Genomic DNA, 24,723 nt, shown 5'->3' with positions numbered 1-24,723 from the left:
TCGACAGAGAAGGAGGCGGAGGTCCCTAGATGGCACCACGCAGCAACGACGTCGCTTTGTCCTCCGGCATCAACCGCGAGCTGGTTGACCGCGTCCGTGCCCTGATCCTGACCAGGGAAATCCCTTCGGGCAGTCGCCTCCTGCCCAAGGACCTCCAGGAACGCTTCGGCGTCTCGGTGGTCCCCGTACGGGAAGCGCTGCGAACACTGGAGGCCGAGGGACTGATCGTCACCGTCCCACGCAAAGGCACCATGGTGACCCAGCTGACCTTGTCCGAGCTGGAGAACACGTACGCGATGCGCCGTCTCATCGAGCCGCCCCTGATGGTTCAGGCCACGGCGGACCGCACGATGGACGACATCGAACTGGCCACCACCTTGCACGACGAGCTGCACGAACTGAGCGGCGACGATGTCGAGCGGTGGCTTGATGTGCACCGCAGATTCCACGAGAGCATGCTCGCGCCCGCACTCAACCCGGTCTCCCGGCGGGTTCTCGGCCAGCTGTGGCTGACGTCCGAGCGTTACGTCCGTCTGGGGGTAACCGCGTTTCATGTCGATCAACCCGCGCAGCACGACCACCGCGCACTGCTCGACACCTTCACCGCAGGTGACAGTCGGGCGATCGACGCGGAGGCAGCGCGCCATCTCGATTTGGTCGAGGCGTTGATCAAGTCGTCTGTCGGGGACCAGTTGCACTAGCCTCGATCATCAGCGCCGAAGCGGCAGGGTCCCGCCGGTCGCTGTGACCGGTGAAGTCGGGGGCGAGCGAACTCATGCCGCCTACCAGCCGTCGCTGCTCTGCCGACCTGTCGGCAGAGCAGCGATCTGGACTCATCGACGATCGCGCACCAGTGTGTTCAGCGAGCGGTCGCGAGAATGAGTGCAAAGCCGGCGTTGGTGTCGGCCCAGAGCTGATTCGTACGGAGACCCGCTTCAGTCATTTCTTCCTTGAGTCCGTCTTGGGTGAATTTCGCGCTCCGCTCGGTGATCCATTCCTCTCCGCGCGCGAAGTTCACCGCCAGGTCAAGGCCTCGAATCTTGACGAGCTGTTCGACTCGGCTGCGCAGCCTCATTTCGATGTGGCTTTCCGTGCCGTTCCACACCGATACGTGGTCGAAGGCGTCCGGGTCGAAGTCGGCGTTCAGCTCGCGGTTCAAGACGTGCAACAGATGTTTGTCGAACTCGGCCGTGACGCCTTGAGCGTCATCGTAGGCGGTGATCATTTCCTGCTCGGTTTTGACCAGGTCGGCGCCGATGAGAAGGAAGTCTTCGGGGCGGAGGGTGTCTCGGAGCCCGCGGAGGAACGGTCCACGGGCAGGGCGTCGGAAATTCCCCAGCGTGCTGCCGAGGAAGGCGATGAGGCGTGGGCCGTCCTCGGGCAGCGTCGGTAGGACGAGGGAAGCCGTGAAGTCGGCGCGGAGGGCGTGCAGGCGGATCCCCGGGTAGTCCTGGACGAGTTGGGCGCTGGCCTGGTGGAGCGCGTCCGCACTGACGTCGACAGGGACGTAGTGCAGCCCGACCGGATCCAGTGCCTCGATGATCAGCTTGGACTTCGTCGAGCTCCCGGACCCGAGCTCGACAAGGCTGCGGGCTCCGGTCCGCACGGCGATGTCCTGGGCATGGAGTTGGAGCAGTCCCAGTTCGGCTCGCCACAAGGGGTATTCCGGCAGCTGGGTGATCTCCTCGAACAGCTCGCTGCCCCGGGCGTCGTAGAACCACGTGGGCGCCGTGGACTTCGGGGCGTGGGTCAGCCCGTCGCTGATGTCGGCGCGCAGTGCCTTGGCGTAGTGCTCGGCCTCGAGGGTGTCGGTGTAGCCGTAGGCCCGGGTGTCGGTCATGCGTGCCTCTCTTCGGTCGACGCCACATCGGCGGAGTGCCGGGATCGCAGTTTCCTTGTCGAGCGCGCAACGCCGGCGGCAGCGGGCACGCTCCCCATCACCGGGCCGCCGGGCACCCGGGGTGACCGACGGGACCGGGAAGCAGGCCGAGTTCGTCCCTTACCGATCCGGCTTCTCTGCCTGGGCTTGGGCACACGGGTGGGCCTTGCGGTGCGGACAACGGACAGGATGAACGACCCACGTAGCTCGGCGGTCACCCCGGCCGCGTCGTCGTACGCGGCGACGAGTACCGCCTCGTCCTTGACCAGGTCCGTGCCCAGCAGCAGCGCGTCACCGGGCGCCGGCAGCGCGCGGACGGCGGCCAGGAACGCGGCGCGCTCCACGGGCACCGGATTGCCGATGGTGCCGCCGAGGAACGCCACCAGGCGCGGTCCCGGGGTCTCGGGCAGTTCGAGCCCGGCGGTGAAGTCGGCGATCAGGGCGTGCACGTTCAGTCCCGCCCGGTCGACGAGGATCTCGCGCTCGGCGCGGGTCGGGTAGTACTCGGGCAACTCGGTGATCCGCTCGAACAGTTCACTGCCGCGCGCGTCGTAGAACCACTTGGGCGGCAGCGTCTTCGGGGTGCGGGTCAGACCGTCCAGGACGTCGGCGCGCAGGGCGGCGTCCGTGGCGTCCTCGGGCAGGGTGCGGGTGAGAAGGAACGGACTCACGCAGGGGGCTCCTTCGGAAGTACGGGTGAGGAGTCGTCGTGGGGGCGGGTGGCCTCCTCCAGCTCCTTGAGCGGGGTGAGCAGGACGTCCGTTCGGCTCGCCGCGAGCAGCGTGCGGTCCGGGACCTCCACCCAGTGCGGATCGTCGTCGTACGGCTCGGACGCCACGACCGTCCCGCGGCCGGGCTCGGTGAGATACCAGAGCGTGTCGCCCCAGGCCGTCGCGGCGATGGTCTCGCCATTGGTGAGCAGCAGATTGAGCCGTGACCCGGGGGCCGCCCGAGCGACATCCAGGACCGTGTCGGCCAGCGCCTGGCCCTCCGTGTCACCGGCCCGCAGCCGGTTCAGGACCAGGGCCCACACCAGCGCCGAGTCGTTGCGGGCCTCCATCGACAGCACCTCGACGGCCGGGAGTTCGGCGGCGAGCGGCGCCAGGGACCGGGGCCACCCGGCGACCGCCCCGTTGTGGCTGAACAGCCAGGGCCCGGCCGTGAACGGCGCCGCCGCGGCCTCGTCGTCCGCACCCGCCACCGTCGCGTCCCGTACGGCGGCCAGCAGCGCCCCGGTACGGACGACGCGGGCGAGGTCCGCGAAGGACTGGTCGCCCCAGATCGGTCCGGCCCGCCGGTACCGCCCCGGCACCGGGTCGCCCTCGGCGTACCAACCGACCCCGAAACCATCGGCGTTGACCGTCCCGTAGCGCTGCCGCCGGGGCGCCCACGACTGCCGGAACAGACCGTGGGGCGGGTCCACCAGGACCCGGCCCAGCGCCGAATCCGGCCCGAGGTAAGCGATATGACGGCACATCAGACGACCTCGGGGGAGGCGTCCCGCGCCGTGCGGAACCCGCTGAAGATCTGCCGCCGGATCGGATAGTCCCAGTTGCGGAACGTCCCCCGGCACGCCACCTGGTCCACGGCGAACGCGCCACCGCGCAGCACCTTGTACTCGGGGCCGAAGAACACCTCCGAGTACTCCTTGTACGGGAACGCCGTGAACCCCGGGTAGGGCAGGAAGTCGCTCGACGTCCACTCCCACACGTCACCGATCAACTGCCGTACACCCAGCGGTGATTCACCCACCGGATAGCTGCCGGCCGGTGCCGGGCGCAGATGCCGCTGCCCGAGGTTGGCGTGTTCTGGCGTCGGGTCGGCGTCGCCCCACGGGTAGCGGGCCGAACGGCCGGTGACGGGGTCGTGCCGGGCCGCCTTCTCCCACTCGGCCTCGGTGGGCAGCCGGCGCCCCGCCCAGCGGGCGTACGCGTCCGCCTCGTACCAGCACACGTGCAGCACCGGCTCGTCGGCCGGTACGACCTCGGTGACGCCGAATCGCCGCCGCAGCCACTGCCGGCCGTCGCGCCGCCAGAACAGCGGCGCGTGGATGCCGTGCGCACGGATGTGGTCCCAGCCCTCGGCCGTCCACCAGCGTTCGTCGTCGTAGCCGCCGTCCGCGAGGAACGCCTGGTACGCGCCGTTCGTCACCGGCGTGGTGTCGATGTGGAACGGCGGGACGGTCCGCCGGTGCGCGGGCCGCTCGTTGTCCAGCGCCCACGGCTCGGTCGAGGTGCCCATGATGAACTCCCCGCCGGGCACGAGGACTTCGGCAGGGCCCGTGAACAAGGGGACGGGCTGCGGGTCCGGTGCCGACAGCACGGCGGGGCCCCGGCGGAGCTGATGGGTGATCAACATCGTCTCGTCGTGCTGCTGTTCGTGCTGGGCGATCATGCCGAACGCGAAACCCGCGTCGGTCAGCCGGGTGCCGTGGAAGTCGGCGCTCTCCAGCACGTCAAGGGCCCGGCCGCGCACCTCGTGCAGATACTGCCGGGCCTCCTCGGGAGCCAGCAGCGGCAGCGAGGACCGCGCGGCACGCGGATGCTCGAAGGCGTCGTACAGCCCGTCGATCTCGGGCCGCATCGCCTCCCGCCCGGCGACGTTGCGCAGCAGCCACAGCTCCTCCTGGTTGCCGATGTGGGCGAGGTCCCACACCAGCGGGGACATCAGCGGCGAGTGCTGCGCGGTGAGATCGGGTTCGTCGACGGCATTGGTCAGGAGCGCGGTGCGGGCCCGGGCCGTGGTCAGCGCCGCCAGCGCGCGCTCCCGGAGTATGCCGGGGTCGGCGTCGGCCGTCGGGGCCGACGTCTCGGGTGCGGTCATGCGGGGAGGTCCTTCCCGTGGAACAGGTCGAGGAGATCGTCGGCGGGGCAGCGGCCCCGGGCCACATAGCGGTCGGTGTACGCCGCGACCGCGTCCCGCACCTCGGAACTCGCGCCGAGCCGGGGCAGCGCCTCGGCCGCCGCGGCGAAGCAGACGGCCGCCGCGTCCCGCAGTTCGGGATCGGCCAAACCGTCACGGGTGGCCGCGTCCCACAGCGGATTGCGCGGTGGCGGCTGCGAACCCGCCCGCTCGGCGAGGGGCTTGACGGTCCGATAGGCGATCTCCGCGGCCTCCGGGTCGTCGAACAGCGCCGCCGTCACGGCGAGCGGCACGATCCACCCGTCCTCGCCGGGCTGCGCGTCGATCATGCGGAGCTCCAGGTGGCCGCGCGGGCGCACCGGCGGGAACAGCGTCGTCAGGTGGTAGTCGAGGTCGGCGCGGCTCGGCGGGGTGTCGGATCTTGTCCACTCCCGGAACGTCATCGCCCCGGGCACCCCCCAGGGACCCTCGTCCGCCCGTACGCACATCACGGGCGCGTCCAGCACCAGCCCCGCCCACGCTCCGCGCGGGTCGCCGTCCAGCTCCGGGGCGTCGGTACGCGCCGGGTCCATCGCCGCCCACAGCGCCTGCCGGGTCGACTTCCAGCCGGTGATCCGGCCCCGCGCCAGCGGCGAGTGCGCGAACGCGGCCACCAGCACCGCGCCGAGCTGGTGCGCCAGCCACCAGCGCCGCCGGTGACCGAGGGGGCCCGGCTCCTCGAACCCGGCGTCGAGACACACCTGCACCGAGGCGGAGGAGCACATCATGGACCGCCCCTCGGGTCCGAAGCGGTCGAGATAGATCTCCATCGCGTCGTACCGGGGCTCGTGGAGGTAGCGGGTCGGGGAGTTCCAGGGTTCGTGGCCGAAGCCGCTGATGCCGAGATCCGCCTCGCGCAGTGTGGCGCGTACGGCGGCGAGGTCGGCCGAGACGGACCCGACGCACTCCATCAGGGAGGCGGCCGGCGCCGAGCTGAGCTCCAGCTGGCCGCCGGGCTCGACGGTCAGGGGTGAGTTCAGGGTCAGGGTCCGCAGTGCGGCGTAGGCCGCTTCGAGTCGTGCGGGTGTTGCCGGGAGCCGCGGATCACGCAGCTCGTGGACGTGCCATTCCAGTTCGACACCGAGGGTGCGGGGTGGACCGGTCTTGAAGCAGATGCCCCGTACCAGGGCCTCCACCTCCGCCTCGGTGACCGCGGAGCGTTGCTCCGTACAGCCACTCAGCGAATCTGACATGTCGGGATCCTCCTGAGATGCCCATCTCGTCGGCCAAGCCGTCGATCCGATCCCGATGGGGCGGACCGGCGGCGCTCGTCCCACCCAAAACCCTCGTGCCGCTTTCGCACAAGGGGACACATCATGACAATGCGGATTGTCGATCTCTGTTTTCGGGAAGTTCAGGCACCTCTTCCCGTACCCGTGCCGGATCATTCACACGAGGAAACCCCGTTGCGGTCACTCACCAGCATCGCCCAGGATGCGCCCATGAGCACGACGGGGGAGTACGCGCCGCTCGCGGCATGCGGGGTGGCGTCATGAGCGCCCGCCTACGGGGAATCGCACGCGAAACCGAGAGAATCGTCGCGGCCGGACGCTATCGCGCGCCCGCCGGCCATGAGGTGTCCCTCGCGGCCGAGGTGGAGACAGCGCGGGCCGGCACCCGCCTGTACGGCCCGGATCCGGTGGAAACACCACGGGTCAGCCCGGTGAAACCGACCATCGAGGTCACCGGCGAGAGCAGCCTGGAAGCGGCCCACCGACTGACGGCCACCGACGCCCCTGTGGCCGTCCTCAACTTCTCCTCCGCCCGCAACCCCGGCGGCGGCTACCTGAACGGCGCCCAGGCCCAGGAGGAAGCCCTCTGCCGGGCCTCCGCGCTCTACACCTGCGTCCGCGAGGCCCCCGCCTTCTACGCCCACCACCGCACCCACCGCGACCCGTTCTACACGGACCGTGTCATCCACTCACCCGCCGTACCCGTCTTCCGGGACGACCGCGGCGCCCTCCTCGACACCCCGTACACCACCGGCTTCCTGACCTCCGCTGCCCCGAACGCGTCGGTCGTCCTGCGTACGACACCGGAGCGCGCCCCGGAACTGCCGCGCGCGTTGGCCGTACGCGCGGAACGCGTCCTGGAGACAGCAGCGGCTCACGGCTACCGCCGACTGGTCCTCGGCGCCTGGGGCTGCGGGGTGTTCGGCAACGACCCGACGCAGGTGGCGGCGGCGTTCAGGGCCCTGCTCATGGACGGTGGCAGGTTCGACGGCACCTTCGAGCACGTGGTGTTCGGGGTACTGGACCGCACGAAGGGCGCGGTGGTCCGGAGCGCCTTCGAACAGGAGCTCAGCCCCCGCTTGTGAGGCGCGCGGGGCTGTGTCGATACGCGGCTCCGCCACGTGGGCGCCACAAGCCCCATCGACCCGCGTCCGGCGCCCGGCCTGTCGCCACCCGGCCTATCGCCATCCGTACCGTTCCCGCAACCGGAGCACAACGGAGTTGAACCGCATCCGGTCCAACGCGCACGCCTCCCGCCGCATCCCCGCCTCATGCAGCCGCAGCACCCGGTCGACATCCACCCAGGAATCCCGCCCGGACCGATCCCACGGCCCACTCCCGATCGGCACCCACTCCCGGTCCCCGTCATGCCGCTTGCTGGACAACTGCACGGCGAGCAACGTCCCGGCGGCCTCCCGGGCCACCACGAGCACGGGCCGGTCCTTCCCCCGCCCGTCGTTCTCCTCGAACGGCACCCACGTCCAGACGATCTCCCCGGGATCGGGATCCCCGTCATGCGCGGGCGAGTACTCGGTCCGCACCCGCCCGACATCACGGGGATCGGCCTCGGTGGTGGCGGTGGGGCCGTGGCGCCCGGGCACTTCTTGATCAGCGAAGGAAGTCACAGCCCACACGCTAACCCGCGCCCCTTCAGGGGCGCGGGGAACTGCGCGACAAGCCACAAGCAACCCGCAGCCGACGACTCACAGTCGGGACTGCGGCGCTACGACTCCCTGTCGACCTGCACCTTCTCCACGACCACCTTCTCCACAGGCACCCCATTGACTCCTGCCGAGCCGCCGGCGGGCACTCCGTTCTGGTTCATCGAGGACAGCAACTGTCGAGCCAGTCCCAGCCCCGTCCCACCCATCGTGAGCGCCTTGGCGAACACGTCCGCCATGCCGTCGGCCCCGTTGAGCAGCACCATGTTGTCGACGTTGCCGAACGCGGACGCACCGGCCCGCACGATCTCCGGCCACTGCTCGGCCAGTTGCTGCGCGATCACCGCCTCCTGGTTCTCGGCCAGCGCGGCGGCCCGCGCCTTGATGCCCTCGGCCTCGGCGAGCCCCTTCGCGCGCGTGGCCTCGGCGGCGGCGAGCCCCTTGGCCTGCCGGGCGGCGGCCTCGGCCTCACCCGAGATCTGGGTCGCGGTCGCCTCGGCGGCGGCCGCGAGTTCGGTCTCCTTGGCCTTGGCCTGGGCGGCGGAGATACGGGCGTCGCGCTCGGCCTCGGCGAGAGTCCGTTTCTCGTAGGCCTTGGCGTCGGCCGGCTTGCGGACGTCCGCCTGCAGCTGCTGCTCGCGCCGGGCCGCCGCCAGCTGCGCGACCCGGGTCTCCTGGACGACGACCTCCTGCAGGGCGGCCGCCTCGGCGAGCGGGCCGGCCTGCTTGGACTCCGCGGCGGCCTTGTCCCGCTCGGCCTGGTAGCCGGCCTGGAGGATCTCGCTGTCCCGGGTGGCCTCCGCCATCCGCGCCGCGGCCATCTGCTCGGCCTCGGTGGCGAGCCGGTTGGCCTCGGCCTGCGCGATACGGGCGTCCCGCTGGACGGCCGCCGCGTGCGGCATGGCCAGGTTCTTGATGTAGCCGGTCGGGTCCTCGATCTCGTGGATCTGCAGCGAGTCGACGATCAGACCCAGCTTCTCCATCTCCGTACCGCACGCCGCCCGTGTCTGGCCGGTCAGCTTGTCGCGGTCGCGGATCATGTCCTCGACCGTCAAACCGCCCACGATGGAACGGAGATGACCGGCGAACACGTTGTGCACCCGTTCCGAGACGCGTTTCTGCTGGTCGAGGAAGCGACGGGCCGCGTTGGCGATGGACACGAAGTCGTCGCCCACCTTGAAGATGACGACACCACGGATCTTCAGCGGAATGCCCTGATGGGTCACGCAGTCCACGGACAGCTCGGTCTGGTTCAGGTCGAGCGAGAGCTTGCGCACCGCCTGCACACCGGGCATCACGAGCGTGCCGCGCCCCGTGACGATGCGGAAGTTCATGCCCTCCTCCAGACCCTCCATCTTGGTCTTGGAGCCGGAGATGATGAGCGCCTCGTTGGGTTCGGCGACCCGCCACATCAGTTTGAACAGACCGATCACTACCAGGGCGGCTCCTACGGTCGCCCCTACGATCATGCCGACGAACATCGGCATACCCCCTCAGCCAGGTGCCCTTTCGGCACCGAACGTCGGGAGTGTCCCGCGTGGTTCAGCGGTGGTACAGGTATCGAGGGACCGTTGTTGCAGTCCTGATGCGAACCGGTGCCCGAAGGCCGACAGAGCGCGACCCGGGGACCCTGCGGACCGTCAACTGTCGTACGCCGCCGACACGTACACCGTGCGCGGCGGCAGATACTCCATCACCATCACGAGCGTCCCCGGCGCGATCCGGTCCTTCGCGGAGGCGGGGTACGCGAGAAAGTGCTCGGCGCCGCCCCGCACCCGGACGATCACCTCGCCGACGAGCCCGGGACCGACCGCACCGGTCACCCGTCCCATCAGCCCGACCATCGACGCTTCGACCATGGTCACAGCGTACGGGTCACATCGCGGGCGCCGAACCCGCTGACACCGCACGTGCGGTGGGCGGCTCACCCACCGCACGACCCGATCGGCTCACACCGCGGGTGAATCCGCGGTGCTCCGCTGCGGCGGCCACTTCTCGTGCCAGCGCTGGTCCGCCTCCAACTGCGCGGCCAGCGACAGCAGCAGGGGCTCGCTGTTCGCCGGGCCGAGCAACTGCGCGCCCACCGGCAGCCCGTCGTCCACGAACCCCGCCGGTACGTTCACGCCGGGCCAGCCCAGTACGTTCCACGGCCACGCGAACGGACAGGCCGCGATCATCGCGCGGTCGGTGCCGAGTCCGCCGAGGTTCAGCATGGAGCCGACGCGCGGCGGGGGAGCGGCGGTCGTCGGCGCCAGCAGCACGTCGTACGACGTGAAGAGCGCGCCGATCCGTCGGTGCAGCGTGACCTCCGCACGGCGGGCCAGCCGCAGGGGCGCCCCGCCGAGCAGCCGGCCGAGGCGGGCGGCGTCGAGGGTGCGCCGGTCGAGGAGGCCCTGCTCGGTGATGGCGCCGACCCGTTCGGCGATGCCGGCGGTGGCGCGCGGGATGAAGGTCAGCCCGATCTGCCCGTACCGGGGTTCCGCCTCCTCCACCACATGCCCGAGCGCGGCGAGCCGTTCCGCCACGGCCCGCACCCGCTCCTGCACGCGGGGGTCGAGCCGCGCGGGGAGCGCGGTGAACGGCGGCTTCAGGGACAAGGCGATTCTCAGCCGCCCCGGATCCCGCCGTACGGCCTCGGAGGCGTCGATGGCGGTCGGCCGGTGCAGGTCGCCCTCGTGGTTGCCGCTCGCCGCGTCCAGGAGGAGGGCGGCGTCGGCGACCGTGCGGGCGAGGGTGCCGTTGACGGTGATGCCCTGGAAGGACTCCGCGTGCGGCCAGGTCGAGATGCGGCCGCGCTGGGGCTTGATGCCGATGAGATGCGTCCAGGAGGCCGGGATACGCACCGAGCCGGCGCCGTCGGAGCCCAGCGCGGCCGGCACGAGCCCCGCGGCCACGGCCGCCGCCGAACCGCCGGAGGAGCCGCCCGGGGTGTGGTCCGGGTGCCAGGGATTGCGGGTGGCGCCGAAGGCCGGCCCCTCCGTGAACGGCCACTGCCCCAGCTCGCACGTGTTGGTCTTGCCGACGACGATCGCCCCGGCCGCGCGCAGCCGCCGTACGGCCTCGCCGTCCTCCGGCAGCGAGGGGAACTCCCCCTGGCAGCCGAACGCGGTCGGTTCGCCCGCCACGTCCATGTCGTCCTTGACGGCCACCGGCACGCCGAGCAGGGGCCGCCGCCCGCCCTGCGCCAGTTCCTTGTCCGCGGCGTCGGCCTCCATCAGCGCCGCCTCGGCCCGCACCCGGCGGAACGCGTTCACGGTCCCCTGACTCGCCTCGATCCGGGCAAGCGTCTTCTCCACGAGCGCCCTCGACGTCACCTCCCCGGCGGCCAGCGCACGAGCGCACTCCACGAGACCCGGCGCACGGTCGACACCCATTCGGAACACCTCCGGAAGCAGGATTTCTACCGAACGGTAACGTCCGCGAGGGCGCGACGGTACAGGCAGGACAACTTGCCTGACGGGGGCGGCGATTCGTCTCGGCATACGGGGCGCGGGGCGCGGGGGTGGGGCGGGGCGCGAGGTGCGGGGCGGCGGTGGTGGCGAGTGGGGCGGCGGCCGGGCTCGGCCGTGGTGCGCCGCGGCCGCCCGGTGCCTCCCGGGAAGCCCTGTCGCCGCCGTTCCTGAAGCCGTGTCGCCGTCGAGGGCGGTTGCTCAGCCGCCGCGGGCCAAGCGCCGCATGGTGAGGGCCAGATGGAGTCGGAGGCGGCCCTGGGGGTGCGGACGTGCCAGCCGAGGAGGGCCTCGGCGTGGGGCAGGCGGTCCTGGAGGGTGGAGTGGTGGACGTTGACGCCGGTGGCGGCCGCCCGCAGGCCGGCGGTGGAGGCGACCGCGTGGAGCGTGGCGAGCATCCAGGGTGAATCGGCGGCGGCCCGCTCCAAGTCCCGCATGCCCGGCGCCGGTTCGGCCCCCGGTGCGATTAGTTCGGCGAGCAGGGCGATCCCGCCGAGGTCGTCGGCGTGGACCACCCGCTCACCAGGGTCCTGCGCGCTGCACTCGGCGGTGAACCGCAACGCGGTCCGCGCGCCGTCCCAGGAACCGGGCAGGCCGAGCACGGGCACCGCGGGCCCGACACCGACCGGGCCGACAGGAAGGTCGGCAACCCCACCCGCCTGCCACAGCCGGGACGCATACGCGACGGCCTCGTCCCGGAGCGTCTCCCCGGACCCCACATCGATGAACGCCGGAGGCAATCCGCTCAGGTCCTTCGCCCGCGCAGGCGCCGCGTACTCGGAAACCTCGGGCCCACCCCGCCGCTCACCGAGCAGCGCCGTCCACCCGGTTTCGTTGGCCGTCCGGTCCCACCCCCCGCCCCGCCATCCGGTGGGCGGACGGCGTGTCGTTGCGGTCGTCGAGCATCGGGCACAGCAAACACCTGCCCGATCGGCCTGGGCCCCTTCCGGTCCCGCGTGAGCAACGCCGGCGCGGCGGTCAGGCCACCGCCCGCACTCGCCCCCGCGATGACGATCCGCTCGGCGTCGCCGCCGCTCTCTTCCGCGTGCTCGGCCGTCCACAGCAGGCCCGCGTAGACATCCTCGACGGGCGCCGGATGCGGATGCTCGGGAGCGAGCCGGTACTCCACGGACACCACGACCGCGCCCAGCTCCCGCGCCCTGGCCGGCGGCGCGTCCACCCCGACCCGGTTGTTGCCGACGATCATGCCGCCGCCGTGGATGTGGAGGATCACCGGCAGCGGACCCGGCGTGGTGGCGGCGGCCGGGCGGCAGATGAGCAGCGAGATCTCCGGCTCGCCCTCGGGGCCCGGCACCAGCCGGTCCTCGACCTCGAAGAACCCGTCCATGGTCAGCTCACTCGGAACCATGTCCTTGATCGCTTCCAGGGCAGCCGCAGCTCCGGATCGAACGGGGGCGGGATCATGGTCATGGCTTCTCCTCGATGAGCGTGACGGCAAGGCGCGTGGATGCCGTCGTGCGGCGGTGGTGCCCGCCATTCGCCGGGTGGCCCACCGGAAGCCGCCAGGCGTCACGGTCGGGGGGCGTCCGACCCGCGTTCGCACCCACATCGAACACACAGTTCACGCCATAGCTTTCGGGCGTCGCCACCACATGGCGCCCCCTCGGGTGGCCGGTCGACCGGACAGGGGAGGGAAGTCCCACGAAGGCCGCGCGTGAGCCGGCGCGCGTCCTCGGCCAGGCGCGAGGCCTTGTGCCGGTCGAGTGCCCCGGCCGGCGGATCGACCCGGCCACCAGCGCAACCCCCGGTGCCGCCGCGGCGCCACGGGACCACGGCGGGTCCCGGGCGGAGGCCGGGCACCCGCACACGGAGCGGCGCGTAAAGCCGACCGAACTCCCGTACGGGGCAGCCATCGGCGCACCTGTGTGGAGATGGCGTGAAATGGCCGCCCGGTTGAACAGATTTCGAACACATTCGCCAAACTGCCCAGCCACAAAGATCGGTGGCCCGAACCCGAGCTCCCGCGTGGCCGGTCCTCCCCCCGGCCGGAACGACCTTCACCGCTTCTGCAAGGATGCCCTCCTCATGGTGCAGATACCGAAAGAGCCCTCCTCGCCCTCGCCCCTGCAGCGATCCGTGCCCACGAGCGCCGATGTGGCACGACTCGCGGGTGTCTCACGCGCGACGGTCAGCTACGTCCTGAACAACACCAGCGCCGTCCGCATCAGCGAGCCCACGCGTCGCCGGGTCCACGAGGCCGCGAAGGAACTCGGCTACGTGCCTCACGCGGCGGCCCGCAGTCTGCGAGCCGGCCACAGCCGCCTGGTGCTGATGCCCACGCCGAGCGTTCCCATCGGCCCGCTCTACAGCCAGTTCATCAACGAGATCCAATGGGCCCTCAGCCGTCTCGACTACACCGTCGTGCAGCACGGTGGCATCGGCCTGCGCGGCGACGACGCGGCCCGCGCCTGGGCCGAGTTGCGCCCGGTCGCGGTGATCGTGCCCGGCGTCGGCATCGGCCCGCAGGGCGTGGCCGTCCTCAAGCGGTCCGGTGCCAAGGCCGTTGTCACCCTCACCCCCGAACCCGTCGAGGGCGCCCACGCGTTGATCCTGGATCACACGGGCGTCGGACACAGCGCCGGCCGGCACCTGGTCGAGCGTGGCCGCCGCCGTATCGGTGTCGTCGTGCCCGAGGAGCCCGGTTTCGGGGTCTTCTCCCACCCCCGCCTCGCCGGCGTACGACGCGCGGTACAGGGCACGGAGGCGACGGTCACCGAACTGCCGCTCGCCTACGACGAGGCGGCCGCGGTCCGGCTCGCCCGTGACTGGCGCTCCCTCGGGCTGGACGCGGTGTTCGCGTACAACGACGAGTACGCGATGCTGGTGATGCGGGCCCTGCAGGACGAGGGCATCGACATTCCCGGGGAGACGGCCGTGGTCGGGGCCGACGACACGATGCTCGGCCGACTGCTGCGGCCGCGCCTCAGCACCGTCCACCTGGAGCTGCCGTCCGGACGTCACCTCGCGGAACTGGTCGACCGCGTGGTGCGTGACCCCGCGTCGGTCCCCACGACCCACGACGTACTGGGCGCGAGGATCGTCCACCGCGAATCGAGCTGAACGGACAGGGCTGAACGGACGAGGCGGGACGGACGAGCGGGACGAACCCCTCGCCTCGGGGGCGCCTCATGCGCACGACGGTCGGTCTCACCGGGAACGGGGCGAGCGTGTCCGGACGAACACGGCAAGGCACAACTCCTCGACCATTACTCGGAGTTGCGCCTCGACCGGGTCCGGCAAGCGACCGGCCTCCAGTACGACACGATCAGGAGGCCCGGTGAACCGGTCGGCTCACTGACCGTTCTGCTCGACCTGCGCCTGCTGCTCGGCGACGGCCTTGCGGACCTCGGCCATGTCCAGCTTGCGGGCCTGCCCGATGACGTCGGTCAGCGCGGCCTCGGGCAGCGCGCCCGGCTGCGCGAACACGGCGACCTGGTCACGGACGATCATCAGCGTCGGGATCGACTGGATACCGAAGGCCGCGGCCAGCTCCGGCTGCGCCTCGGTGTCCACCTTGCCGAACACCAGGTCGGGGTTGTCGTCGGCCGCCTTCTCGTACACCGGGGCGAACTGCCGGCACGGCCCACACCAGGACGCCCAGAAGTCGATCAGGACGAACTCGTTGTCGGTGACCGTCTGGTCGAAGTTCTCCTTGGTGAGCTCCACGGTGCTGCTCATGGCGTGCATCCCTCTTCCTGGTATCGGTGCTCGGGGCGAGCCGCACTCGACAACGCCGCCCCGCGGTGGCGTATTCCGCGCGCGTACCCGTTTGGCCACCGCGCACACCACCAACCAGACTGACCCCATGACGGATACGGAGAACACCGAAGGCGCCGCAGGTGACGCGACGCCGACCGAGTACGACGTCGTGGTGCTCGGTGCCGGACCCGTGGGGGAGAACGTCGCCGACCGCACCCGCGCGGCCGGTCTGTCCACCGCGATCGTGGAGAGCGAACTGGTCGGTGGCGAGTGCTCGTACTGGGCGTGCATGCCCAGCAAGGCCCTGCTGCGCCCCGCGATCGCCCGCGCCGACGCCCGCCGCGTACCCGGCCTGCGCCACCTGGTCGACGGCCCGCTGGACACCGCCGAGGTGCTCGCCCACCGCGACTACGAGACCGCCCACTGGAAGGACGACGGCCAGGTCGGCTGGCTGGAGAGCGTCGGGGCGATCCTCTACCGCGGCCACGCGCGCCTGGCCGGGCCCCGCCGCGTGGTCGTGGACGCCCCCGACAGCGGCCGTCACGTCCTCACCGCCCGGCACGCGGTGGTGGTCTCCACCGGCAGCCGCGCCCTCCTGCCCGACCTGCCGGGACTGGCGCAGGCCGAACCCTGGACCAGCCGCGAGGCCACCAGCGCGCAGGCGGTCCCCGGCCGGCTGATCGTGGTCGGCGGCGGTGTCGTCGCCGTCGAGATGGCCACCGCCTGGCGGTCCCTCGGCTCCGAGGTCACCGTCCTCGTCCGCGGCAAGGGCCTGCTGCCCCGTATGGAGCCGTTCGCCGGTGAACTGATCGCCGACGCGCTCGCAGAGTCGGGCGTGGACGTCCGCACCGGCACGTCGGTGACGGCGGTGTCCCGCGAGAACGGGACCGTGGTGGCCCTCACCGGCACCGGCGACCGTCTGGAGGCCGACGAGATCCTCTTCGCCACCGGCCGCGCCCCGCGCACCGACGACCTCGGCCTCGATACCGTCGGCCTGGAATCCGGCTCGTGGCTGCCCGTCGACGACAGCCTCCGGGTGACGGGCAGCGACTGGCTGTACGCGGTCGGGGACGTCAACCACCGGGCGCTGCTCACCCACCAGGGCAAGTACCAGGCCCGGATCGCCGGGGCCGCCATCGCCGCCCGCGCGGCCGGGGTCCCGCTCCTGGAGAGCGACCCCTGGGGCGCCCACGCGGCCACCGCCGACCACGCCGCCGTCCCCCAGGTCGTCTTCACCGACCCCGAGGCCGCCGCCGTGGGCCTCTCCCTCGCCGAGGCGGAACAGGCCGGCCACCGGGTCCGCGCGGTCGACGTCGAGTTCTCCTCCGTCGCGGGGGCGGGCCTCTACGCCGACGGCTACCGGGGCCGCGCCCGTATGGTCGTCGACCTGGACCGCGAGATCCTCCGCGGCGTCACCTTCGTCGGCCCCGCCGTCGGTGAACTCATCCACTCCGCCACCGTCGCCGTCGCCGGTGAGGTCCCGATCGGCCGCCTCTGGCACGCGGTGCCCTCGTACCCGACGATCAGCGAGGTGTGGCTGCGGCTGCTGGAGGCGTACCGGGGCTGAACCGGCCGGTCCGCGCAACGCTGGGGCTCTCAGCCGCGCGGTCGCTCAGTCGGGCAGCAGGAAGCCCAGCGCCCGGGCGGCGTTGGCCGGAGTCGGGTCGTTCCAGCGGTCGGCCATCGCCTGGTTCGAGGAGAGGGAGCGCAACTCGGCGTGGTCGAGGTAGAGCGTGCCGTTGAGATGGTCCGTCTCGTGCTGGACGATACGGGCGGGCCACCCCGAGAACTCCTCGTCCACCGCCCGCCCGTGCTCGTCGAGCGCCCGTAGCCGCACCTTGGCGTGCCGGGCCACCACGGCCTGCCAGCCCGGCACGCTCAGGCAGCCCTCGAAGAACGCGTCACGGTACGACCCGACGGCCTCGTACGCCGGGTTGACCAGGACGCGGAACGGCTGCGGGACCCGGTCCCGGGCGAGCCGTACCTCCTCCGGGACCGGCGCGGGATCCTCGATCACCGCGATGCGCAGGGACACCCCGACCTGGGGTGCGGCGAGGCCGACGCCGGGTGCCGCGTGCATGGTGGCGCGCAGCGCGGCGACGAAGCGGTTGAGGAGGCCCGGATCCAGCTGCCCGTCGAAGGGTTCGGCGGTGCGGCGCAGTACCGGATCGCCCGCGGCGACGATCGGCAGCGGCCCCTCGTGGGCGAGGAGTTCCTCGACGCGGTCGCTCAGGGGCTGGGATTCGGTGCGGTCACGTTCAAAAGCCATCGGGCCAGGATGCCAACCGCGGTCGCGCGAGGCGAGGCGGCTCTCGCGGAGGCACCCGGGCGAGCAGGCGGACGACACCGGGCACTCGTGTGACCTACATCACATGAGGTGCCGGGAACTCGAAGCCCACACGCCCCGACTACTGAACCGCCACGACGTCCCCGCATCCCGGAGCACCCGCCGATGACCATCGCCCCCTCGACCGAGACGGACGAGCCCCAGAAGCCCGTCGCCAAGCCCGACGCCAAGCCCGACGGCACCACGAGGGGCTGGGCCACTCTCAGGCCTCTCGTGCTGCGGCTGCACTTCTACGCGGGCGTCCTCGTCGCCCCGTTCCTGCTGGTCGCCGCCCTGACCGGTGGGCTGTACGCCGCCTCGTTCTCGATCGAGGAGATCGTCTACGCAGACCGGACGACCGTCGCCGAGGTGGGCGACGCGAAGCTGCCGATCTCCGAGCAGGTGGCAGCCGCCCGCAAGGAACACCCCGAGAGAACCATCTCCGCCGTACGCCCTTCGCCGGAGGACGACGCGACGACCCGGGTGATGCTGACGGGCGTCGAGGGCATCGACGAGGGCAACACGCTCGCGGTGTTCGTCGACCCGTACACGGCTGAGGTGCGCGGCGCCCTGGAGCAGTACGGCTCGACGGGCGCGTTGCCGGTGCGGACCTGGATCGACAAGTTCCACGCCAACCTCCAGCTCGGTGAGACGGGCCGCCTCTACAGCGAACTCGCCGCCAGCTGGCTGTGGGTCATCTCGGGCGGCGGCCTCGTGCTCTGGTTCGCCCGCCGCCGCACCCAGCGCAAGGTCCGCGGGACCAGCGGCCGCCGCCGCACCCTGGGTCTGCACGGCACGGTCGGCGTCTGGGCCGCCGCCGGGTTCTTCTTCCTCTCGGCGACGGGTCTGACCTGGTCGACGTACGCGGGTGCCAACATCGAGATACTGCGCACCGAGCTGCACCAGGCGACCCCGGCCATCTCGGCCACGGCGGGCGACCACGGCGGTCACGACGCCGGTTCGACGGAGGAGGGCGCCGCCGCCGTGGAGGGGGACCTGGACAAGATCCTCGCCGCCGCGCGTGGCGAGGGTCTCGGCGACCCGGTGGAGATCGTGCCGCCCGCCGACGCGTCCTCCACGTACGTGGTCAAGCAGGTCCAGCGCAGCTGGCCCACCAAGCAGGACGCGGTGGCCGTGGACCCGGTGACCGCCGAGGTCACCGACACGATTCGGTTCGCCGACTTCCCGATCCTCGCCAAGCTGTCCCGCTGGGGCATCGACGGCCACACGGGCGTCCTGTTCGGCCTGGCCAACCAGCTCGTCCTGATGGCCCTCGCGCTCTCCCTGGTCGTACTGATCCTCTGGGGCTACCGCATGTGGTGGCAGCGCGGCCGGGCCTCGTCCTTCGGCCGGCCGATCCCGCGCGGCGCCTGGCAGCAGGTACCGCCGCAGATCCTGGTACCGGCCCTCGCCGTCATCGCCGTCGTCGGCTACTTCGTGCCCCTCCTCGGCATCCCGCTCGCCGTGTTCGTCGCGGTGGACGTCGTCCTGGGCGAGATCGCTCACCGACGCGGCAAGCGGTCCTACGGCGGCCGGTTGGAGGCGAAGCAGGACATGGCGGGGCGGAAGTGACGCGGGCCTCCTGAGGGAGGCGAAGCGGTGAGAGAGGGGCGCCTCGCGTGGGAGGCGCCCCTCTCTCGGCGTCGGTCCGTCCTCTACAGCCGCTCGAAGTCGCCCGCGAGCGCCGACGCGATCCGCAGGTGGGACTCCGCCTCGTCGTGCCGGGCCTGCCGTTCGAGCGTGCGGCCCAGCATCAGCCGGGCGTAGTGCTCCACCGGGTCCCGCTCGACGAGGACGCGCAACTCGGCCTCGGCGCGGCGCAGTTGGGCCGAGTGATAGTAGGCGCGGGCCAGCAGCAGCCGTGGGCCGGTCTGTTCCGGAACCTCCTCGACCAGCGGGCCGAGGACGCGCGCGGCGGCGGCGTAGTCCCTGGCGTCGAAGAACATCCGGGCGCGCTCCCAGCGCTCGGCGGGTGTTCCGTGGGTGTAGTACGTCGTGTCCACTGGTGGACCTCCTTCGACGGCGCACAACCCGCCCTGGCTATTGAATATTCCAGTACTTCACGACTTCACGACGTCATGTGACGGGGGCGGTCTCGGCGGCGGGACCTGGTGAACGTCTCCCGTCCGACGTCCGACGTCCGTGATCCTGAGCTGGGACGACGGGGCGTGACGGGCGGTCCCGCTCATGCTCTGTCAGCGTGCCGCCCTTCGGGATTGTCCTGTGACGGGCGATCTTGACCGTGTGCGCACCGTGCGAGAACACGACGACGAGCAGCCGTCGGCCCGACCGCCGCACCGGAGCGCCCACGTGGCCGACGGTGAGCGGTGCGAGGGGCTCCAGGGCGCTGAACCCCGCGTCGGCGAGGAACGCCTGAAGGGCGTCGGCCGGCATCCAGCGCCGCCGGGTACCGCTCGACGTCCCGGGCGTCCATGAAGGCGGCGATGTCGATGTAGTGGGCGTAGTCGCCGCTGCGGGTGTTCTCGCGTAGCCAGGTGATCGTGACGTCTGCCTGGTCATGGATATCGCGGGCTGCATAGTGGAAAGCGAGGGCGAGGTCCAGGACGAGTTCGGCCCTTCGACGCGGTGGTCGGCTCCGCCATATCGCCTTCCCGGCGGGCACTGACAGGCGAATACCGACACGCGCCGAGGTGACGTCAGGCGGGTTGCGTGGCGGGCGTTGCCGGAGCGGTCGCGGCCTTGCGGGTCTCTCGCATTATCAGCAGGCCGTTGACCACCATCAGCGTCGCGGTCAGGCCGTGGACGCCGAGCGCGGTGGCCACGGAGCCGTGGTGGGCCAGCACGGTGGTCATGTCGCCGTACGCGGCGAGGGCCTCCACCAGCAGCACCCAGCCCAGCGCCCGGCGGTGGCCCGTCACCAGCAGGATGCCCAGGACCAGGGCCAGGACGACGTCGCGGATCCCCTTGATGATCAGGAAGCCGTCGCCGTCGCCGGACGGCCGGCTCGGCAGGCCGAAGCCCGGCGCCGTCGTCTCCGGGCTCAGGATGAACTCCACCCCGAACCAGAGGATGAAGAGGACGAACGCGGCGACCAGGACGGTGTTGATCTTCTTCAGCGACATTGTTCTTCTCCTTGCGAGTCTTCGCCGGCTTGGTGAGCTTCGTGGAGCTTGCTGAGTCGCGTGGGGCCTGACCAGGCCGCGCGGACGCGGCTGATCGAGGGGGTGCAGTTTGTCGGGATCGCAGTTGTGGGATCTGAGCGGCAGCTGCATTCCCGGATGTCGGGAGTTCGGTGGCCCGCTGCCGCCCGGGGAGCGGGGTTCGTGCGCCGTCGGGGCGGGGGCCGGCCCGTGGGCTCAGACGAGGGCGGCGACGAGCAGGGTGAAGGCGGCGATGATGACGGCGACGCGGACGTAGTGGAAGCGTTCCCAGCGGCGCATCTGCTCCTTCCAGTCCGCGGGCCGGTTCTCGGGGGTCCACGTCTTGTTCCGGTTGTTGATCGGGACGAGCAGCAGCAGCGACATGACCACGCTGAGGAGCAGCAGCGCGCCGGCGGTGACGACGAGGCCGGCGCCGTGCTGGTGCCATCCGGCGATGGCCCAGACCGCGACGAGGACGAGCGAGCCGATGTACCAGACCGGCATCACGGCGCCGAGCATCCGGCCCCCGTGGGCGTGGCCGAGTTGGCCGCTGTCCTCCGGGAGTGCGTTGAGGATCGGGTTCATGACGAAGGCGACGGAGAACTCCACCCCCACCATCACGCCGACGACCACGGTGGTGACGACCTCGAGTGCGTTGAGCATGACGACCCCTCTGGGATATAGCGTTGCTAGCTGATGAGGCAACGCTAGTACTGCTGCCGCTCGATTGTCTAGCAGTGATAGGATCGAATCATGTCGGTACAGGAACGCAAGGAGCGGGAACGGGCGGCCCGCGAGCGCCTCATCGTGGCGACGGCCCGCGAACTCGCCGAGCGGCAGGGCTGGGACGCGGTCACCACGCGCCGGCTCGCCGAGCGCATCGAGTACAGCCAGCCCGTCCTCTACAGCCACTTCCGAGGCAAACGGGAGATCATCGGCGCCGTCGCCCTGGAGGGCGCCACCGAGCTGGCCGCCGCCGTGCGCGCCGCGACCGCCGCCGCAGACGGCCCGCGCGAGCGGGTGTACGCCCTCGCTCGCGCCTACCTCGACTTCGCCGAGCGCAACCCGGCGGTCTACGACGCCATCTTCCAGCTCGACGGCGGCCTGGCGTTCGCGCACGAGGACACCCCGGCACCTCTCAAGGACGCCTTCGCCGCGCTGCTGGAGAGCCTCGGCGAGGTCGCAGGGGACGGCGTCGACCCGGGGCTGTTCACGGAGACGTACTGGGCCGCCCTGCACGGCCTGGCCACCCTGACCCGGGCCGGACGACTGCCGCCGAAGGACACCGAGCAGAGGGTGGAGCTCCTGGTGGACCGGCTCGCCATGGTCTGACACGCCGTCCCGGCGGGCACGCAGCCGGGGTTCTCGGAGCCGCAGCCGGCAGCCCCGAGCGCCCGGCTGCCTGCCTGCGGCATCGCTTTTGGTCACTCGCGCCCACATGGCACAGCCGCAGATCGCCGGGCCCCGTACCCGGGGCGGGTGCCCGCCCCGGAAGCTGCGATGCTCATTGATCACGACCCGATACGAGCCTTTCAAGAGCTACGCGTCAGGCGAACGGCCCCTCCTCCAAGGGGACCTCATCCCACAGTGGTGACCATGCTGAACCGAGTAGCCGTCCTTTCCGACATTCACGGAGTCCTGCCGGCCCTGGAGGCCGTGCTCGCCGAACCAGAGGTGAGCGCCGCCGATCGCATCGTGCTCACCGGCGACATCACCGCCGGCCCGCAACCGACCCAGGTCCTCGACCGGCTGACCTCTCTCGGCGACCGCGTCGTCTGGATCAGCGGCAACGCCGACCGCGAACTCCTCGAATACCGGCGCGGCCAACGCGACTCGATCCCCGATCCGATCGCTCCCTGGGCCGCCGAACAACTACGCGAAGACCACATCGACCTTCTCGGCCGGCTGCCGCAATCACTCTCGCTGCCAGTACACGGCCTGGGGAAGGTGCTGTTCTGCCACGCCACTCCCCGGGACGATGAAGAGGTCGTCCTGGTCGACTCACGCCTCGACCGCTGGCGAGAAGTCCTCAGCGGGCTCGACACCGACATTCGCACGGTGGTCTGCGGGCACACACACATGCCGTTCGTCCGCCTCGCCCACGGCCGACTCGTCATCAACCCCGGCAGCATCGGCATGCCCTACGGACGGGCCGGCGCCCACTGGGCACTCCTGGGCCCCGGCATCGAACTGCGCTCCACGACCTTCGACATCGAGGCGGCTGTCACCCAGGTCACCCAGGACTCCTCCTACCCCGAAATCGCCGAGTGGGCCGACTACTTCCTCCACACGCGAGCAACCGACGCAGACGCTCTCGAAGCCTTCGCCCCTCGGGACGGCCGCAGCCACGCACCGTGACATCGCGCGCCCCGCCAAAGGCCGCCCACCCCGGAATTCCGACTACTCGATCAACGACTCATACCAGTACGACATCCATGAACGGGTCTATCAGGAATTAGGTGTGATTCGTCTGTTTGGCCTACGAGTTGGTGGGTGGGCTGTTCGGCCTACACTCGTCCGGCGGTAAGGCGGCCGTCGAAGAGGACGTCGAACTCGTTGAGGGCGGACTTCCAGCGGTTGTTCCAGCGCTGGCGGCCGCGGCCGGTGGGGTCGAGGGCGAGGGTGGCGAGGTAGAGGCGTTTGAGGGCGGCCTGCTCGTTGGGGAAGTGCCCGCAGGCCTGGGCCGCGCGCCGGTAGCGGGCGTTGAGGGACTCGATGGCGTTGGTGGTGTAGACGACCTGGCGGATGGCGTCGGGCAGGCCGAGGAAGGGTACGAACTCGCTCCAGGCCCGCTGCCAGGTGCCGGCGATCGAGGGGTAGCGCTTGCCCCACGTGGCGTCGAAGTCCGCGAGCCGTTGCCGGGCCTCTTCCTCGTTGACGGCGGTGTAGACGGGCTTGAGGTCGCGGGCGACCTCGGCCCAGTCGCGGCGCGATGCGTAGCGCAGGCTGGCGCGGATGAGGTGGACCACGCAGGTCTGCACGACGGTCTGGGGCCAGACGGTGTTCACCGCGTCGGGCAGGGCGCTCAGCCCGTCGCAGACCAGCATGAGCACGTCGCGGACGCCTCTGTTCTTGATCTCGGTCAGGATGGTCTGCCAGTACTTGGCGCCCTCGCCGCCGTTGCCGGCCCACAGTCCGAGGATCTCGCGGTAGCCGTCCGCGGTGACCGCGACGGCCACGTAGACCGGCCGGTTGGCGACGTGACCGTCCCTGATCTTGACGTGCACGGCGTCGATGAAGACGACAGGGTAGACCGGATCGAGCGGGCGGGTGCGCCATTCCGCCATCGATTCCAGGGCCTTGTCGGTGATCGTGGAGATGGTCTCCTTCGTGGTCGTCATCCCGTACGTCTGGGCGAGGTGGGAGACGATCTCGCCGGAGGTCAGGCCCTTCGCGGTCAGTGAGAGCACCAGGTCGTCCAGCGCGCCGGTGCGGCGGGCGTGCACGGGCAGCAGCCGGGGCCGGAAGGTGCCCAGCCTGTCTCTGGGGACCTGCACCGTCACGGCGCCGACCTCCGTCATGACCTTCTTGGCCCGGTAGCCGTTGCGCATGTTGCCGCCCGAGCGGGACCCGCGCCCGCCGACCCGGCCGGCCTCGGCGGCGAGGTGCTCGTCCATCTCGGCCTCCAGGGCGGCCTGCATCAGATGCTGGGCCAGTTCGGGCAGCAGCCCGCCCTCGCCCATCAGCCGCAGCCCTTCGCCGCCATGGACCTTCTCGGCCGCGAGCGCGGCCAGCTCCTCCAGCAATTCGCTGGACAGACCGTTCTCAGACACCGGCATCGACTTCACGTCGGCACCCTGGACACTGCCGTCGGCCACGGCAAGCGACACGCGGTCTACGGCCTCAATCAGGTGACCTGTCGTCGCATTCATCAGATGACTCCTTCGGGAAGGATCACACCTAATTCATGACACTCCCCCATGAACGCGATGCTCGACGAACTGTGTGTCGGCAGAGGTGTTTTCCGCGTGGGAGGTATCGGCTACTTGCGCCGCGCCCCGGCGCGGCCTGCTGCAAGTCCTCGGGCTCCGACGGCGCAGCGGTCCCGTTCTTACACGGTGAGCGGCTGTGTCCGCGGGCGATGCCGGTGACGCGTTCCGGCTTGACCTCGAGGTGAGGGGCCATGTCGGTGTAGCTGATGCCGTCGCGTTCGTTCTCCCTCGCCGGGCTGTACGAGGTCGTCCAGGTCTGGCATGCCCGTGAGCGGTCAGCCTTACCCGGTCCGGCTGTCGCCGCCCGCTGCCGGCGAAGCCGTCGGCTACATCACCGGCATCGTCCTCGACGTGGACGGCGGCGTCTCCATCGGATCCTCGATCCGGTAACGGCCGTGAACCCGGCGGACGAGCAGACGACCAGCCGCCGCATCGGCCTTCGTCGTCCGGCCCACCCACGCTCAAGGTCCGTAGTGACAACGCCACCCTGATCACCGACATGGTCAACAGTAGATGCGGTTG

22 protein-coding genes and 2 pseudogenes are annotated in these 24,723 nt (G+C 71.0%); 8 read left to right on the top strand and 16 right to left on the bottom strand.

Annotated elements, in window-relative coordinates; translation table 11 throughout:
* Positions 1 to 29 precede the first annotated feature (29 nt).
* A complete protein-coding gene (locus tag OG622_RS07760) occupies positions 30 to 701 on the top strand; it encodes a GntR family transcriptional regulator (protein ID WP_371574286.1) in 672 nt (223 codons plus the stop codon).
* 158 nt (positions 702 to 859) lie between these two features.
* On the opposite strand, the gene egtD is transcribed toward OG622_RS07760, so the two are convergent.
* The 5 genes and pseudogenes from egtD to egtA form a co-directional block, all read right to left on the bottom strand.
* On the bottom strand, positions 860 to 1,840 hold the full coding sequence (gene egtD, locus OG622_RS07755; RefSeq protein ID WP_371574284.1) for an L-histidine N(alpha)-methyltransferase: 981 nt from the start codon (positions 1,838 to 1,840) through the stop codon (positions 860 to 862).
* Positions 1,841 to 2,055: 215 nt separating this feature from the next.
* Positions 2,056 to 2,550 (bottom strand): annotated as a pseudogene (locus OG622_RS07750) (L-histidine N(alpha)-methyltransferase); the annotation flags it as partial.
* Positions 2,547 to 3,356 (bottom strand): ergothioneine biosynthesis protein EgtC, encoded by an 810-nt coding sequence (gene egtC / locus OG622_RS07745; protein ID WP_371574283.1) that lies wholly within the window; start codon positions 3,354 to 3,356, stop codon positions 2,547 to 2,549. The gene egtC and the pseudogene OG622_RS07750, both read right to left, overlap by 4 nt.
* Entirely contained in the window at positions 3,356 to 4,702 is a 1,347-nt protein-coding gene (egtB, locus tag OG622_RS07740; RefSeq protein ID WP_371574281.1) for an ergothioneine biosynthesis protein EgtB, read from the bottom strand. Before egtB ends, egtC begins: the two co-directional genes overlap by 1 nt.
* The gene (egtA, locus tag OG622_RS07735; RefSeq protein WP_371574279.1) at positions 4,699 to 5,973 is read right to left on the bottom strand and encodes an ergothioneine biosynthesis glutamate--cysteine ligase EgtA; all 1,275 of its coding nucleotides are present in this window, start codon (positions 5,971 to 5,973) and stop codon (positions 4,699 to 4,701) included. The genes egtB and egtA overlap by 4 nt, the downstream gene beginning before the upstream one ends.
* Before the next feature lie 299 nt (positions 5,974 to 6,272).
* Here egtA and OG622_RS07730 point away from each other — a divergent pair, with 299 nt between their 5' ends.
* Positions 6,273 to 7,097, top strand: coding sequence for a TIGR02452 family protein (locus tag OG622_RS07730; RefSeq protein ID WP_371574277.1), 825 nt, complete (start codon positions 6,273 to 6,275; stop codon positions 7,095 to 7,097).
* A 93-nt stretch (positions 7,098 to 7,190) separates the two neighbouring features.
* On the opposite strand, the gene OG622_RS07725 is transcribed toward OG622_RS07730, so the two are convergent.
* The 5 genes and pseudogenes from OG622_RS07725 to OG622_RS07705 form a co-directional block, all read right to left on the bottom strand.
* Entirely contained in the window at positions 7,191 to 7,637 is a 447-nt protein-coding gene (locus tag OG622_RS07725; RefSeq protein WP_371574276.1) for a type II toxin-antitoxin system PemK/MazF family toxin, read from the bottom strand.
* Between the two features lie 98 nt (positions 7,638 to 7,735).
* Positions 7,736 to 9,154, bottom strand: coding sequence for a flotillin family protein (locus OG622_RS07720; RefSeq protein WP_371584028.1), 1,419 nt, complete (start codon positions 9,152 to 9,154; stop codon positions 7,736 to 7,738).
* Positions 9,155 to 9,313: 159 nt separating this feature from the next.
* Positions 9,314 to 9,532, bottom strand: coding sequence for a hypothetical protein (locus OG622_RS07715; RefSeq protein ID WP_371574274.1), 219 nt, complete (start codon positions 9,530 to 9,532; stop codon positions 9,314 to 9,316).
* 90 nt (positions 9,533 to 9,622) lie between these two features.
* On the bottom strand, positions 9,623 to 11,047 hold the full coding sequence (locus OG622_RS07710; protein ID WP_371574272.1) for an amidase: 1,425 nt from the start codon (positions 11,045 to 11,047) through the stop codon (positions 9,623 to 9,625).
* A 695-nt stretch (positions 11,048 to 11,742) separates the two neighbouring features.
* Positions 11,743 to 12,553, bottom strand: a pseudogene (locus OG622_RS07705) (alpha/beta hydrolase); the annotation flags it as partial.
* Between the two features lie 615 nt (positions 12,554 to 13,168).
* Here OG622_RS07705 and OG622_RS07700 point away from each other — a divergent pair.
* On the top strand, positions 13,169 to 14,203 hold the full coding sequence (locus OG622_RS07700; RefSeq protein WP_371574271.1) for a LacI family DNA-binding transcriptional regulator: 1,035 nt from the start codon (positions 13,169 to 13,171) through the stop codon (positions 14,201 to 14,203).
* Between the two features lie 231 nt (positions 14,204 to 14,434).
* Here the strand turns inward: OG622_RS07700 and trxA are convergent, their stop codons facing one another.
* Positions 14,435 to 14,821 (bottom strand): thioredoxin, encoded by a 387-nt coding sequence (trxA, locus tag OG622_RS07695; protein WP_371574270.1) that lies wholly within the window; start codon positions 14,819 to 14,821, stop codon positions 14,435 to 14,437.
* Between the two features lie 127 nt (positions 14,822 to 14,948).
* On the opposite strand from trxA, the gene OG622_RS07690 reads away from it, so the two are divergent.
* A complete protein-coding gene (locus OG622_RS07690) occupies positions 14,949 to 16,409 on the top strand; it encodes an NAD(P)/FAD-dependent oxidoreductase (RefSeq protein WP_371574268.1) in 1,461 nt (486 codons plus the stop codon).
* A gap of 45 nt (positions 16,410 to 16,454) precedes the next feature.
* On the opposite strand, the gene OG622_RS07685 is transcribed toward OG622_RS07690, so the two are convergent.
* Positions 16,455 to 17,111, bottom strand: a complete 657-nt coding sequence (locus tag OG622_RS07685; protein ID WP_371574266.1) for a peptide deformylase — start codon at positions 17,109 to 17,111, stop codon at positions 16,455 to 16,457.
* 183 nt (positions 17,112 to 17,294) lie between these two features.
* Here OG622_RS07685 and OG622_RS07680 point away from each other — a divergent pair, with 183 nt between their 5' ends.
* The gene (locus OG622_RS07680; RefSeq protein ID WP_371574264.1) at positions 17,295 to 18,740 is read left to right on the top strand and encodes a PepSY-associated TM helix domain-containing protein; all 1,446 of its coding nucleotides are present in this window, start codon (positions 17,295 to 17,297) and stop codon (positions 18,738 to 18,740) included.
* A gap of 83 nt (positions 18,741 to 18,823) precedes the next feature.
* Here the strand turns inward: OG622_RS07680 and OG622_RS07675 are convergent, their stop codons facing one another.
* From OG622_RS07675 to OG622_RS07665, 3 genes are all read right to left on the bottom strand, one after another.
* Positions 18,824 to 19,171 carry a tetratricopeptide repeat protein gene (locus OG622_RS07675; protein WP_371574263.1) on the bottom strand — a complete coding sequence of 116 codons (348 nt, stop codon included), beginning with the start codon at positions 19,169 to 19,171 and terminating at the stop codon, positions 18,824 to 18,826.
* Between the two features lie 654 nt (positions 19,172 to 19,825).
* Complete coding sequence (locus OG622_RS07670) at positions 19,826 to 20,251, bottom strand: DUF4267 domain-containing protein (RefSeq protein ID WP_371574261.1); 426 nt, start codon at positions 20,249 to 20,251, stop codon at positions 19,826 to 19,828.
* Positions 20,252 to 20,485: 234 nt separating this feature from the next.
* Entirely contained in the window at positions 20,486 to 20,932 is a 447-nt protein-coding gene (locus tag OG622_RS07665; RefSeq protein WP_371574260.1) for an anthrone oxygenase family protein, read from the bottom strand.
* A 90-nt stretch (positions 20,933 to 21,022) separates the two neighbouring features.
* Here OG622_RS07665 and OG622_RS07660 point away from each other — a divergent pair, with 90 nt between their 5' ends.
* Both OG622_RS07660 and OG622_RS07655 read left to right on the top strand, forming a co-directional pair.
* On the top strand, positions 21,023 to 21,601 hold the full coding sequence (locus OG622_RS07660) for a TetR/AcrR family transcriptional regulator (RefSeq protein ID WP_371574258.1): 579 nt from the start codon (positions 21,023 to 21,025) through the stop codon (positions 21,599 to 21,601).
* A gap of 264 nt (positions 21,602 to 21,865) precedes the next feature.
* Positions 21,866 to 22,627 carry a metallophosphoesterase gene (locus OG622_RS07655; RefSeq protein WP_371574256.1) on the top strand — a complete coding sequence of 254 codons (762 nt, stop codon included), beginning with the start codon at positions 21,866 to 21,868 and terminating at the stop codon, positions 22,625 to 22,627.
* 149 nt (positions 22,628 to 22,776) lie between these two features.
* Here OG622_RS07655 and OG622_RS07650 read toward each other — a convergent pair whose 3' ends face one another.
* Entirely contained in the window at positions 22,777 to 24,048 is a 1,272-nt protein-coding gene (locus OG622_RS07650) for an IS256 family transposase (RefSeq protein WP_371583971.1), read from the bottom strand.
* A gap of 420 nt (positions 24,049 to 24,468) precedes the next feature.
* Between OG622_RS07650 and OG622_RS07645 the strand changes: the two genes are divergently transcribed.
* The gene (locus OG622_RS07645; protein ID WP_371574255.1) at positions 24,469 to 24,591 is read left to right on the top strand and encodes a hypothetical protein; all 123 of its coding nucleotides are present in this window, start codon (positions 24,469 to 24,471) and stop codon (positions 24,589 to 24,591) included.
* Positions 24,592 to 24,723 lie beyond the last annotated feature (132 nt).

It is taken from the genome of Streptomyces sp. NBC_01314, from assembly GCF_041435215.1.
GTDB lineage: Bacteria > Actinomycetota > Actinomycetes > Streptomycetales > Streptomycetaceae > Streptomyces.
This window is presented reverse-complemented; position numbering and strand designations above follow the sequence as displayed.

Excerpts from the sequence above, each read along its gene's own strand:
- OG622_RS07710 (WP_371574272.1), bottom strand. The coding sequence starts at position 11,047 with ATGGGTGTCGACCGTGCGCCGGGTCTCGTGGAGTGCGCTCGTGCGCTG.
- OG622_RS07660 (WP_371574258.1), top strand. The coding sequence starts at position 21,023 with ATGTCGGTACAGGAACGCAAGGAGCGGGAACGGGCGGCCCGCGAGCGC.
- OG622_RS07680 (WP_371574264.1), top strand. The coding sequence starts at position 17,295 with ATGACCATCGCCCCCTCGACCGAGACGGACGAGCCCCAGAAGCCCGTC.
- OG622_RS07655 (WP_371574256.1), top strand. The coding sequence starts at position 21,866 with ATGCTGAACCGAGTAGCCGTCCTTTCCGACATTCACGGAGTCCTGCCG.
- OG622_RS07690 (WP_371574268.1), top strand. The coding sequence starts at position 14,949 with ATGACGGATACGGAGAACACCGAAGGCGCCGCAGGTGACGCGACGCCG.
- OG622_RS07760 (WP_371574286.1), top strand. The coding sequence starts at position 30 with ATGGCACCACGCAGCAACGACGTCGCTTTGTCCTCCGGCATCAACCGC.
- OG622_RS07700 (WP_371574271.1), top strand. The coding sequence starts at position 13,169 with ATGGTGCAGATACCGAAAGAGCCCTCCTCGCCCTCGCCCCTGCAGCGA.
- egtB (WP_371574281.1), bottom strand. The coding sequence starts at position 4,702 with ATGACCGCACCCGAGACGTCGGCCCCGACGGCCGACGCCGACCCCGGC.
- egtA (WP_371574279.1), bottom strand. The coding sequence starts at position 5,973 with ATGTCAGATTCGCTGAGTGGCTGTACGGAGCAACGCTCCGCGGTCACC.
- OG622_RS07650 (WP_371583971.1), bottom strand. The coding sequence starts at position 24,048 with ATGCCGGTGTCTGAGAACGGTCTGTCCAGCGAATTGCTGGAGGAGCTG.
- OG622_RS07720 (WP_371584028.1), bottom strand. The coding sequence starts at position 9,154 with ATGTTCGTCGGCATGATCGTAGGGGCGACCGTAGGAGCCGCCCTGGTA.
- egtC (WP_371574283.1), bottom strand. The coding sequence starts at position 3,356 with ATGTGCCGTCATATCGCTTACCTCGGGCCGGATTCGGCGCTGGGCCGG.
- OG622_RS07715 (WP_371574274.1), bottom strand. The coding sequence starts at position 9,532 with ATGGTCGAAGCGTCGATGGTCGGGCTGATGGGACGGGTGACCGGTGCG.
- OG622_RS07670 (WP_371574261.1), bottom strand. The coding sequence starts at position 20,251 with ATGTCGCTGAAGAAGATCAACACCGTCCTGGTCGCCGCGTTCGTCCTC.
- OG622_RS07665 (WP_371574260.1), bottom strand. The coding sequence starts at position 20,932 with ATGCTCAACGCACTCGAGGTCGTCACCACCGTGGTCGTCGGCGTGATG.
- egtD (WP_371574284.1), bottom strand. The coding sequence starts at position 1,840 with ATGACCGACACCCGGGCCTACGGCTACACCGACACCCTCGAGGCCGAG.
- OG622_RS07730 (WP_371574277.1), top strand. The coding sequence starts at position 6,273 with ATGAGCGCCCGCCTACGGGGAATCGCACGCGAAACCGAGAGAATCGTC.
- trxA (WP_371574270.1), bottom strand. The coding sequence starts at position 14,821 with ATGAGCAGCACCGTGGAGCTCACCAAGGAGAACTTCGACCAGACGGTC.
- OG622_RS07685 (WP_371574266.1), bottom strand. The coding sequence starts at position 17,111 with ATGGCTTTTGAACGTGACCGCACCGAATCCCAGCCCCTGAGCGACCGC.